General features: G+C 38.2%; 12 protein-coding genes. 1 reads left to right on the forward strand and 11 read right to left on the reverse strand.

Annotated elements, in window-relative coordinates:
* Positions 1 to 25: 25 nt before the first annotated feature.
* From QDN89_RS02570 to rpsU, 4 genes are all read right to left on the reverse strand, one after another.
* Positions 26 to 1,366, reverse strand: coding sequence for an NfeD family protein (locus QDN89_RS02570; protein ID WP_425335361.1), 1,341 nt, complete (start codon positions 1,364 to 1,366; stop codon positions 26 to 28).
* A gap of 575 nt (positions 1,367 to 1,941) precedes the next feature.
* Complete coding sequence (locus tag QDN89_RS02575) at positions 1,942 to 2,262, reverse strand: hypothetical protein (RefSeq protein WP_280768507.1); 321 nt, start codon at positions 2,260 to 2,262, stop codon at positions 1,942 to 1,944.
* 138 nt (positions 2,263 to 2,400) lie between these two features.
* Positions 2,401 to 2,844 carry a GatB/YqeY domain-containing protein gene (locus tag QDN89_RS02580; RefSeq protein WP_280768508.1) on the reverse strand — a complete coding sequence of 148 codons (444 nt, stop codon included), beginning with the start codon at positions 2,842 to 2,844 and terminating at the stop codon, positions 2,401 to 2,403.
* A gap of 18 nt (positions 2,845 to 2,862) precedes the next feature.
* Positions 2,863 to 3,036: a 30S ribosomal protein S21 gene (gene rpsU / locus QDN89_RS02585; RefSeq protein WP_280768509.1), complete on the reverse strand. Its 174-nt coding sequence runs from the start codon at positions 3,034 to 3,036 to the stop codon at positions 2,863 to 2,865.
* Between the two features lie 259 nt (positions 3,037 to 3,295).
* Between rpsU and QDN89_RS02590 the strand changes: the two genes are divergently transcribed.
* Positions 3,296 to 4,237, forward strand: a complete 942-nt coding sequence (locus QDN89_RS02590) for a Na/Pi symporter (RefSeq protein WP_280768510.1) — start codon at positions 3,296 to 3,298, stop codon at positions 4,235 to 4,237.
* Between the two features lie 102 nt (positions 4,238 to 4,339).
* Here the strand turns inward: QDN89_RS02590 and mtaB are convergent, their stop codons facing one another.
* The 7 genes from mtaB to hrcA form a co-directional block, all read right to left on the reverse strand.
* Positions 4,340 to 5,668, reverse strand: coding sequence for a tRNA (N(6)-L-threonylcarbamoyladenosine(37)-C(2))-methylthiotransferase MtaB (gene mtaB, locus QDN89_RS02595; protein ID WP_280768511.1), 1,329 nt, complete (start codon positions 5,666 to 5,668; stop codon positions 4,340 to 4,342).
* Between the two features lie 5 nt (positions 5,669 to 5,673).
* Positions 5,674 to 6,426, reverse strand: a complete 753-nt coding sequence (locus QDN89_RS02600; protein ID WP_280768512.1) for a 16S rRNA (uracil(1498)-N(3))-methyltransferase — start codon at positions 6,424 to 6,426, stop codon at positions 5,674 to 5,676.
* A gap of 8 nt (positions 6,427 to 6,434) precedes the next feature.
* The gene (gene prmA, locus QDN89_RS02605) at positions 6,435 to 7,376 is read right to left on the reverse strand and encodes a 50S ribosomal protein L11 methyltransferase (protein ID WP_280768513.1); all 942 of its coding nucleotides are present in this window, start codon (positions 7,374 to 7,376) and stop codon (positions 6,435 to 6,437) included.
* A gap of 26 nt (positions 7,377 to 7,402) precedes the next feature.
* Positions 7,403 to 8,521: a molecular chaperone DnaJ gene (dnaJ, locus tag QDN89_RS02610; RefSeq protein WP_280768514.1), complete on the reverse strand. Its 1,119-nt coding sequence runs from the start codon at positions 8,519 to 8,521 to the stop codon at positions 7,403 to 7,405.
* Between the two features lie 156 nt (positions 8,522 to 8,677).
* Entirely contained in the window at positions 8,678 to 10,513 is a 1,836-nt protein-coding gene (gene dnaK, locus QDN89_RS02615; RefSeq protein WP_280768515.1) for a molecular chaperone DnaK, read from the reverse strand.
* A gap of 31 nt (positions 10,514 to 10,544) precedes the next feature.
* The gene (grpE, locus tag QDN89_RS02620; RefSeq protein ID WP_280768516.1) at positions 10,545 to 11,138 is read right to left on the reverse strand and encodes a nucleotide exchange factor GrpE; all 594 of its coding nucleotides are present in this window, start codon (positions 11,136 to 11,138) and stop codon (positions 10,545 to 10,547) included.
* A gap of 52 nt (positions 11,139 to 11,190) precedes the next feature.
* A complete protein-coding gene (gene hrcA, locus QDN89_RS02625; protein ID WP_280768517.1) occupies positions 11,191 to 12,222 on the reverse strand; it encodes a heat-inducible transcriptional repressor HrcA in 1,032 nt (343 codons plus the stop codon).
* Positions 12,223 to 12,325: the final 103 nt, after the last annotated feature.

Consider the following 12,325-nt stretch of genomic DNA (forward strand, 5'->3'; position numbering starts at 1 on the left):
TTTATTCCTCCCTTTCCAAATTCAACTAATCTTTACCTTCCGTTATTTCTCGTACAACGATTCTTGATCCTGCTACTGAAATAACCTTTATTTTCTTTCCTTGTTCAATATATCCTCCTTCAGAGACAACGTCAAGTCGTTCATTATTTAAGACGGCTGTTCCTGAAGGTCTAAGGATCGTAAGTGATTCTCCAATCTCACCCATAAGTTCGTCTCTGTTAACATTAGAAACGTAACCTAATTCTGTCTTTGTTTGATCTGTAAAGATGACTCTTTTCATCGGTCCCGAGTACCCAACGTATTTAAAGAATAACACGGAAGCGACGGCAGTCACAATCACAGCGATCGTAACAGACAGTAAAATATTCATCGTTGAAAAGGAGCTCATGACCAAACTGCCAATCATCGCGCCAATTCCGATAATACCGAACACTCCAAAACTTGGGGAAAAGACTTCTACCAGGAGTAAAATCGCCCCAACCCCAAATAGAATTAATGTTTCCCATCCAGCGAATCCAGCCACCAAATGTCCATAAAAGTAAAGTAGTAATGCTGAAGCTCCCATAATTCCTGGGATACCAAAGCCAGGTGAGTAAAGTTCAAGAACTAAGCCTAAACTTCCAATGGATAATAAAATCGGTATGACAATTGGGTTTGTAACAAATCGAGCAATTTGCTCTGCAAAACTTACTTCCATCGTTTTTTCTTCTGCATTTTCGATATTCAAAAATTCAAGTAGTTCTGTTCGATTTTCAACAACAGCTTCTGCATAACCAACTTCCAAAGCTTGCCTACCTGTTAAAGTTAATAATTCTCCTTCTCCAGCTCCATACTCCGGAAGGTCTATTCTTGCATCTGCCATCGCTAGAGCATATTGTTCATCTCGACCATTTAGTTCGGCTGCATCTCGCATACTAGCCAACCAAGCAGACTGAGCTTTATCCTCAGCAGCATTTCCCGTCCCATCAATGACAGCTGCTGAACCCATCCTACTTCCAGGAGTCATGACAATTTGGTCAGCATTCAACGAAATATATGCCCCTGCTGACAACGCATCTGCAACAATAAAAGCTGTCGTCGGTACTTCCGTATCACGAACGAGCTTAGCAATGTTTCCAGCTGCATCTACAAATCCTCCTGGTGTATTCACTTCGAAGACTATGTGATCTGCTCCCTCTTCTTCCGCAGTAGTAATAGAACGGTTAAGAAATGCTTCCAAACCACGTTCGACTGCTTGCTCTACAGGAATATAATAAACGAGTTCGTCTGAGCCAGTGCTCTTCGCCTCTGGCGGCGTGAAGATTAACATCATAAAAGCTATTATCAACATGAAAGAGTAACCCATCACTCGAAAATTTTTCTTCAACCTCGTGACCCCCTTTTTATAATGCTACAGATTTTACAATTTCGATATTTAGAATACGTTTAAAAGAGAGCAAAGTTTCACTTTTTTTATATTAATATCGTTGTCTTTATTTTACCTTTTCTAGGTAAATAATAAAAGCGGAAGCGCTTTTTATTAACTAAATAAAATAAACTGTAATCATTTATCACGAAACTGTACTAATTTTTAGTTTTCATAAGATGATCCGATTTTATTATGGTTTTCTAAAAAAAGAAAAGGCTCCTCCTCTAAAGGAATGCCTTAAAAATGTTACTTCTCAGTCAGAGTTTCTGAATCATAAGAAAACTGTTTGCCTATACAACAGCTCCCACTTTCGGCGAAAGTGGGAGCTAGAAAATTCTCCACAAAGGCGAACCTTTACTTATCTTCAGCAGTTGCTTTTCCTGCTGAAAAGAGCTGAGTTTCGTCGAAATTACATCGATTTGACTCGACGAGTAATAACTAAAAGAGTGACTTCTTCTGGCTATTCAACTAAACTACAAAGTTTGCGAAAACAACCTATCCTAAAATCGATAATTGTTTTGAACTCACACCTCTTAATTATTTTCTCTCATTTCATCCATCTTCTTTTTCGTTTCCTCTGTTCCTAATTGATAAATCATTTCAAACAGTTCACTAACGTCAGTCTTTAAAGTTTCTTTATCTCTGTCATCCGCTAACTCATCAAAAGGTCGAACAAATATATGTTCTTGCATTACATCTTTACTATTCATTTTCGTGATCAATTTTTCCAGTTTATATTGATCATGTTCATTCACTTTCACTTCATAGTGAATCGTTCTCGAATCTGGTTTTACAGGTTGCAATTCAAGATAACTGCCTGTGTGTAACGTTACATAGATAAGTTTATTATTCATTATTACCCTCCATATTTTCCATTGTTACAAGTTCTTTACCCTTTGAACCATCTTTCTATTCGATGAATTTTAATATTTCATAAGTGTTTAATCAAAGAACAATAAAAACGCCTTGTACATGACAAGGCGTTTAATTCATTAAGATAATGATTGTTGGACAAAGTTTTTCACTTTTGATCCATCTGTGCGACCTTTTACTTTTGGCATAATCGCACCCATCACTTTCCCCATATCTGATTTAGATTTTGCTCCAACTTCTTCTACCGTTTCAGTAACGATAAGTTGAAGTTCTTCATCAGAGAGTTGTGATGGCATATATTCAGACAAAAGCTGAATTTCTGCATTTGTTTTGTCAACGAGTTCCTTGCGATCGGCTTTTTCAAATTCATAGAGGGATTCTTTACGTTGATTCATCTCTCGATTAAGAACGGTCAAGATTTCATCATCAGAAAGCTCTTCGCCTTTATTAATCTGATCATTCTGTAGTGAAGATTTCACTGACCGAATAACAGAAAGGCGTTGCTTATCTCTGTTGCGCATTGCATCCTTCATATCTTGATTTAATTGATCAAGAATGTTCAAGGAAAATACACCCTCTCATTAGAACTTACGCTTTCGAGCCGCTTCGGACTTCTTCTTGCGCTTAATACTAGGTTTCTCATAATGTTTACGCTTTTTAACTTCTGCCATCGTACCTTCTTTTGAAATAGACTTCTTGAAGCGTCGAAGAGCAACATCGATGGATTCATTTTTACGAACACGTGTTTCTGCCATTCTGTATCCCTCCCTCCGAACAACCAATCAAAACATGCTAAACGAGACATTGGATGATCGTCAGTTGTTATTCATGACGTAATCTTCTGTCATAGCGTACTTTGATCTTTCTCAAAAGAGATAAAATCTACAAGTACAAAAAGCATGTCTATGTTGATTATATATGATTGGGAACTTATGGTCAACTTTTCTTTATAAATTTATTGTTTTGTCATGTTTGTCCTCCTTCATTGATATAGTGTTTTGAGGAGGAAAAAATATGAACGAATGGATGACATTATTTGCAATATACCTTGCGCTTTTTCTATTCGGAATGACAGTCATGAGACACGGGTTACTCATACGGTTCAAAGGAGTTGTTCCGTCACTCTTAATGAAATTCGTAAATAAACCTTGGAAAGGACTATTACTTGGAACCATAGCAGCAACATTTCTCCAAAGTAGCTCTGCTGTCATGGTGATAACTGTAGGTTTCGTTTCCGTTGGACTGCTTCCTTTTTATTATTCCATAGGTATCATGCTTGGTGCTAATATAGGAACTGTGACAACATTAGAGATTCTAGCTTTTGATTTATCATCATTTATTCTTCCATTATTAGCATTAGGAATTATTCTTCTATTTTCAAAGAAAGAAACTGGTTTCTCTTTCGGTTGCTTTTTTTTCGGACTATCGATGATGATCACTGCCATGACTGGATTTGAGAGTTTAGCTTATCACCTTTCTTCTATTCCTAGTGTCTATGATTGGTTTATCTACACAAGCGAAAGAACAGGGACTGGAATTATTATTGGTACGATCCTCAGTGCCATCGTTCAATCAAGCTCAGCTGTTACAGCAATGGCCATGAGTTTTATGGGAGAAAACTTACTCACGATAAAAACATCGATTGCTATCATGTTAGGAGCAAATATTGGAACGTGCGTTACTGCATGGATAGCAAGTATCGGTGGTTCACCAGAAGCCAAATATACGGCATATGCACATATTTGGCTAAATATATTAGGCGTCTTTTTCATTTTACCGTTTATAGGTATTTTCACAGCCCTTATTGTATTAACGAGCGATATACCATCTCAGCAGTTAGCTCATGCGGCTTTTCTTTTTAACACAATTTGTTCTTTAGTATTACTCCCTTTTAGTAGACCTTTTGCAAATTTAATTATCAAAATTCACGGAGGTGAACCTTCCTTCAAACCTTGATATTACTCATGATTAACGTTTATACGAATACAAATAAACCCTATAAGTTGACGTCAAAAATAAAAAAGAGCACCTGTTTTAGGTGCTCTCAATAATCATTAATTAGACGAATTCCGGTTCTTTTACGACTTTTATAAACGAACCAGTATTATAAGGGTATCCAGCTTGATCAATTTTCACTTGAACAATTTCTCCAATAAATCCTTTATGCAAAGGCACTTTCACTTTCATGTAATTATCTGTGTAACCAATTAAATAGTCTGGATTTGCTTGATCTTGTTCTTCAGGAATCATTTCTAAAACTTCCCCTTCAAAAATAGAAGCATATTCTTTTGCTTGCTGATTTGAAAGTTCAATTAGTTTATGAACTCGCTCATTTTTCACTTCGTCTTCCACTTGGTCATCCATTCTTGCTGCAGGTGTACCCGTTCGCTTTGAATATGGGAAAACGTGCAGTTCCGAAAAACCTATTTCACGAATAAAATCAAAGGTTTCTTGAAACTCTTCGTCTGTCTCACCCGGAAAACCTACAATGACATCTGACGTTACCGCAAGCCCTGGCAAGGCTTTTTTCAAACGATCTACTCTCTCTTTATAGAAATCTGTTGTATATTTTCGTCTCATCCGTTTTAAAACCGTATTTGATCCGGATTGAAGAGGGACGTGCAAATGTCGAACAACCTTCTCAGACAGGTCAATCACGTCAATAACAGCATCTGTAATTTGACTAGCTTCAATGGAAGATATACGAATCCTTTTTAGGCCATTGATTTTTTCTAAGTCAGCTAATAAATTGGCAAGGCTATAGTCTTTCATATCTTCACCATATCCACCTGTGTGAATACCGGTTAAGACAATCTCTTTATACCCCGCTTCCACAAGCTGCGTTGCTTGCTGCAAAACATCTTCAGGTTTTCTTGAACGCATCAACCCTCTTGCCCATGGGATAATACAAAACGTACAGAAGTTATTGCACCCTTCTTGAATTTTCAATGAAGCTCTTGTTCGATCTGTAAATGATGGCACATCTAGCTCTTCATAAACTCGAGCTTTCATGATGTTACCAACTGCGTTAATTGGTTCTCTTTTTTCTTGGAATTCTTCAATATAAGGTAAAAGTTTGTGGCGATCTTGCGTGCCTACAACAATATCTACTCCTGGAATTGCCATTACTTCCGCGGGTGATGTTTGCGCATAACAACCCGTCACACAAACAACAGCATCAGGATTTTTTCGAATCGCTCTGCGAATCACTTGTCGACTTTTCTTATCACCTGTATTTGTAACTGTACACGTATTGATGACGTATACATCAGAAATTTGATCGTATTCAGTTTTTTCATAACCTGCCTGCTGAAACAGTTGCCAAATAGACTCTGTTTCATAGTGGTTAACTTTACATCCTAATGTATGAAAAGCGACCGATGGCATTTTCATCACCCCAACAATTCAAAATGATATGATATGGCAGCTAAGCCATATAATGGAGCTGTTTCACTCCGTAATATTCTTGGCCCAAGGGCACAACTAATGGCTCCATTCTCAACCATCAATTCCACTTCCCGATCAGAAAAACCTCCTTCAGGTCCTACCACAAATAAAAGAGAGTCTCCTTGTTTCATTTGTGACAGTGTATGATGGAAACGACTTTTCTCATCATTCTTTGCCTCCTCTTCATATGCAAGGATGACATAAGAATATGAATGGAATAGGTGAACTAGCTGTTTCAAAGTTTGGATTGCTTCAACTGGTGGGACAAACTGACGATGAGATTGTTCACTTGCTTCTTTAGAAATCTTATTCCATCGTTCGATTTTTTTCCTACCTTTTTTTTCATCCAACTTGACAATGGATCTTTCTGCTTGAAAAGGTATAAATGAAGCAGCGCCTAATTCTGTACCCTTTTGGATAACTAATTCAAGTTTATCCCCTTTAGGCAGTCCATGCGCGATTGAAACGTTTATTGGCAATTCTACTTGTTTAGTCATAGGTTCCACTATAACCGCTTTAACAAAGTTAGGCATCACTTCAGTAATTTTGCATAAATAACATTTCCGTTCATTATCACAGCAAATAACCAAATCGTCGATAGCCATTCTCATGACACGGCTAATATGTTTTGCGTCTTCGCCATTAATCATAACATAACCATCATCGAAATGTTCTTTACTCAAAAAATATCGTTGCATGATTTCACCTACTCTGGTTTTTTAGCGACTAGCGCTAACCAATCTTCCATCTCCACTACCTCATCAATCTCAAAACCAGCAGATTGAAGAGCTCCTTTAACTAAGTCCCGTTTTGTTTGAATGATGCCTGATGTAATAATTTTACCGCCATTTTTCAATGTGGCAAAAGCATCATCAGCCATTTTAACAATAACTTCAGCCAAAATATTTGCAACAATTAAATCAGGCGAAGAACCGACGCCTTCCAGCAAATTATTTTGCCGAACGGTCACGATGTCGTCCACGTGATTTAATTTAACATTCATAGTAGCTGATTCAACGGCTACTTCATCTAAATCTAGCGCGTCAACGTTTGCTGCTCCTAGTTTTGCAGCAGCAATGCTTAATACACCAGAACCTGTTCCAACATCAATCACTGATTGCCCTTTTTTCAAATGGCGTTCTAACGACTGTACACATAAAACTGTTGTTGGGTGAGTCCCTGTGCCAAAAGCCATACCTGGATCAAGTTCAATGACTAACTCTTCATCGTGAACACGTTTATAGTCTTCCCATGAGGGCGTAATTGTAATATGAGAAGAAATCTTCACTGGCTTATAGTATTTTTTCCATGCTGTTGCCCAGTCTTCTTCATTCACTTCACTTACTGTGACTTTGTTTTTACCAATATCAATATGATGGACAAGGAGTTGGTTAATGGCCTCTTTGATTTCTTCTATCGATTCTCCTACGAAACTATTAACGGGAAGATATGCCTTTAATAAAACACCTTCGGTAGGGTAATCTTCCGCAGAGAGCTCGTAAATTTCACCAAACTTCGTTTCCCAATCTCGATTTAAATCTTCCGGATCTTCAATAACTACACCGCTTGCGCCAGATTCGTGTAAAATATTACTTACTGGTTCCACTGCCTCTTGGGTAGTATGAATACAAACTTCTGACCATTTCATGTTACCAACTCCTTAGCCTTCATTGATTAACCGAAACTTTTAAATGCTCTTTTTACTTTTGCAAAGAAATTATCGCTTTGTTCATCTGGTGCTTCATTTCCGCTAACTTCAGAGAACTCACGCAACAACTCTTTTTGTCGTTCTGATAATTGTTTCGGTGTAATGACTTTCATTTGAATGTGCTGATCACCCTGTCCCATCCCTCGAACATTTGGTATTCCTTTTCCACGAAGACGGAAATGAGTTCCTGTTTGTGTTCCAGCAGGCACTTTAAGTTTTACTTTTCCTTCAAGAGTTGGCACTTCTATCTCATCACCTAATGCAGATTGGACGAATGTGATTGGCATTTCACAGAATATGTCGTCTCCATCTCGTTTGAAAAACTCATCTGATTGCACGTTAAATACAACAAAAAGATCACCTGGAGGGCCTCCATTAGCACCTGGTTCACCTTGTCCTGCTACACGAATTTGTTGGCCTGTATCAACGCCTGCAGGTATTTTAATATGAATTTTCTTACGTTTCTTCACTTTTCCTTGACCGCCACACGTTCGGCACTTGTGTTTAATGAATTGACCTGTACCCTCACAATGATGGCAGACACGACGATTCACGACACGACCAAATGGCGTGTTTTGTTCCACATTTAACTGTCCAGAACCACCACAATGAGTACATGTTTCTGGATCTGTTCCTTTTTTAGCTCCTGATCCATCACATGTTTCACACGTTTCTTCTCTCGGAATTTCAATATCTGTTTCTTTTCCAAAAACAGCTTCTTTGAATTCTAGAGTCATTGTATACTGCATATCTGCACCCTGGCGTGGTGCGTTCGGATCTCTTCTTCCGCCGCCACCAAAGAACATATCGAAAATATCACTAAAGCCACCAAAGTCACCGCCACCAGCTCCTCCAAACCCTTGATTTGGATCAGCATGACCGAATTGATCATAATGTGCTCGTTTTTGATTATCACTCAACGTGTCATACGCTTCTTTTACTTCTTTGAATTTTTCTTCTGCGTCCGCTTCTTTATTCACGTCCGGATGGTATTTACGAGCTAATTGTCGATAAGCTTTTTTAATTTCTGGTTCCGATGCTCCTTTTTCAACCCCAAGGACATCATAAAAGTCTCTCTTGCTCATTCTGCTCACTCCCGAGTTTAATCCATAACGAATATCTTATCATTCACAAGTCTAACAGGCAAGGTACGAAAACGCATTACCTAACCTGCTTTTCGTGAAAAAAGTCAAAGTCAAGAAAATCCTGACTTTGACTTTTCAGTTAAGAGTTACGTTTAATTATTTTTTATCTTCGTCTTTTACTTCTTCGTACTCTGCATCAACAACATCATCTTCAGCATCTGCTTCTTGACTTCCGTCTCCTTGCTCTGCTTGAGCTTGTTGAGCTGCTTGCTCATACAATTTCGTTGTGAGTTGAGTCACAATCTCTTGAAGCTCATCTTTTGCAGTTCGAATTGCTTCTATGTCTTCTCCTTCAAGAGCTGTTTTCACTTTTTCTTTCGCTGTTTCTGCTTTTTCTTTATCCTCAGCATCAACGTTGTCTTCGCCAAGATCTTTTAATGTTTTTTCTGTTGAGAATACAAGTTGATCTGCTTCGTTACGAAGATCTACTTCTTCACGACGCTTCTTGTCCTCTTCTGCATTTTCTTCTGCATCTTTTACCATTTGATCAACTTCTTCATCAGAAAGACCTGAAGAAGATGTAATCGTAATCGACTGCTCTTTGTTTGTTCCTAGATCTTTCGCACGAACATTAACAATACCATTAGCATCGATATCAAACGATACTTCAATTTGTGGCACACCACGAGGTGCTGGTGGGATATCATTTAACTGGAAACGTCCCAATGTTTTATTATTGGCAGCCATCTCACGCTCACCTTGAAGAACATGAATATCAACAGAAGGCTGGTTGTCTGAAGCTGTTGAGAAAGTTTGTGACTTACTTGTCGGAATTGTTGTATTTCTTTCAATAAGTTTTGTGAATACGCCACCCATTGTTTCGATACCTAAAGATAATGGAGTTACGTCAAGTAAGACAACGTCTTTCACATCTCCAGTAAGAACTCCAGCTTGAATAGCAGCACCTAACGCAACTACTTCATCAGGATTTACACCTTTGTGAGGGTCTTTTCCTGCAACTTTCTTAATTGCTTCTTGCACAGCTGGAATACGAGTAGAACCACCAACTAATACAACTTTATCCACTTCTCCTGCTGATAAGCCAGCATCCTTTAATGCTTGACGAGCAGGTCCCATTGTTCTCTCAACAAGATGTGAAGAAAGGTCTTCAAACTTCGCTCTCGATAGCGTTAACTCCAAGTGTTTAGGTCCAGACTGGTCTGCTGTGATAAACGGTAGACTAATTTGTGTTTGTGATACACCAGACAAGTCTTTTTTCGCTTTTTCAGCTGCATCTTTCAAACGCTGAAGTGCCATTTTATCTTGAGAAAGGTCAATACCGTTGTCTTTTTTAAACTCTGCTACTAGGTGATCGATAATAACTTGGTCAAAGTCATCCCCACCTAATTTGTTATCTCCAGAAGTTGATTTCACTTCAAAGAAACCATCGCCAAGTTCTAGAATAGATACGTCAAACGTCCCGCCACCTAAATCATATACAAGAATCGTTTGATCTTCTTCTTTCTCCATTCCATAAGCTAATGCAGCTGCAGTAGGCTCATTGACAATACGCTCTACTTCTAATCCCGCAATTTTACCAGCGTCTTTTGTTGCTTGACGTTGAGAGTCATTGAAATAAGCAGGAACAGTAATGACTGCTTTCGTTACCGTTTCCCCTAAGTATGCTTCTGCATCTGACTTTAATTTTTGCAAAATAATCGCAGAAATTTCTTGTGGTGTATAATCTTTACCTTCAGCTTCTACTTTGTGATCTGTACCCATATGACGTTTAATCGATGTAATCGTATTTGGGTTTGTAATCATTTGACGTTTTGCTACTTCCCCTACTTGGCGTTCACCGTCTTTGAATGACACGACAGAAGGGGTTGTTCTTGCACCTTCTGCGTTTGCAATAACCGTGGATTCTCCACCTTCCATTACTGCTACACAAGAGTTTGTTGTACCTAAATCAATTCCAATTACTTTACTCATGAAAAAATCCTCCTATTCATTGCATATGTAATTATGCATTTACTTTTACCATTGCTGGTCGTATGACACGATCTTTTAACATATATCCTTTTTGCATTTCTTCTACCACAACATTAGGTTCGTACTCATCAGATTCTACTTGCATGACAGCCTGATGAACGTGTGGATCGAAAGGTTGGCCAACTGAATCAATGGCTTCAATACCTTCATTTTTTAGTGCTTCTTTCATTTGGCGATAAACCATTTCCATTCCTTGTAATAAACTTTTCGTTTCATCACTTTGGGCATCGATTTTCATCCCTCTCTCGAAATTATCAAGAGCTGGCAATAAACTTTCAGCCAAACTTTGTGATCTATATTTAGCCGCTGACTCTTTTTCTTGCTGTGTGCGACGTCGGAAATTATCATAATCAGCTTGAAGTCGTAACATTCTATTTGTCGTTTCTTCAAGTTTCTGCTCTAGCTCTTGCTGAACGGTTGAAGACGACTCATCTTCAGGCTCGATTACTTCTGCCTCTGCCTCAACAACATCTTCATCAGCGGACTGTTCTACTTCTTCAACCTCTTCAGTAGTCTCTTCTGATACTACCTCTTGGTCTGTCTCACGTTTTGTTTCGTTTTGCACGTATTTCACCTCCTTAAAAAAATCAGATTTTCAATTTTAGTCATTATTTTTACTATTTCTTCTGATGCCACGCCGTTAATATCTTGGTCATATCTTTAGATAAATAATCCATGATACTGATTACACGTGGGTATTCCATTCTTGTCGGCCCTAATATACCGACCGTCCCCATATGTTTTCCATCAAGAGAATAGGTCGCAGTAATAATTGTACACTCATCAAACGGCTCGAATCGGTTTTCTTCCCCGATTTTAATCGTTAACCCTCGATCTTCTGATCGAAACAGTTTTGATACGAGATTATCTTCCTCAAAAATATTCAAGATGTTTCTTACCCGTTCCACGTTATTAAATTCGGGCTGTGCAAGAATATTTGTTTTCCCGCCGTAAAACACCTTTCCACTTTGATGGGTATGAAAAACATCTCCAAGCATTTGAATCATCGATTCATACTGGTTAACATATCGTTTTAACAAAGATGAAATTTCTGCAGATAACTTCTCTTGTAATTGAACAAGGGGAACTCCTCGAAGTTTTTCATTCAAGATGTTAACTACCTTTTCCAATTCTTCCCCCTTTAAATCACCTGGAAACTGGACGGTTTGGTTTTCGACATGCCCTGTATCTGTGACAATAATAGCAACTGCTTGATTATTTGAAATTGGAATCAATTGAATTTGCTTTAATGTCGATTCAAATACTTCTGGACCTAAAACAATCGAAGTATAACTTGTTAAGCTAGAAAGAACTTTGGCCGATTGTTTTATTAGTTGCTCAAACTCATTAAACCGACTATCTAAGACGGTTTGAATGTCAGACATTTCTCCTTTCGTTAATTCACTTGGTGAAAGAAGATGATCAACATAATATCGGTATCCTTTTTGAGAAGGTATTCTTCCAGCAGAACTGTGAGGTTTTTCTAAAAAACCTAACTCTTCTAAATCAGACATTTCATTTCGAATAGTAGCAGGGCTATAGCTCACTTCATCACGTTTCGACACACTTCTTGATCCTACAGGTTCCGCATTTGTAATATAATCATCAACAATTGCTTTTAGGATCAGTAACTGACGCTCTGTCAACATAAATATCCCCCCTGTTAGCACTCTTCATCAGCGAGTGCTAAATCTATAATATAAGTTACCAAAGAAGGATTCCAGTTGTCAACGGAGAGAATTCATAAAATGA

Source organism: Salipaludibacillus daqingensis, assembly GCF_029891575.1.
GTDB classification, from domain to species: domain Bacteria; phylum Bacillota; class Bacilli; order Bacillales; family Salisediminibacteriaceae; genus Salipaludibacillus; species Salipaludibacillus daqingensis.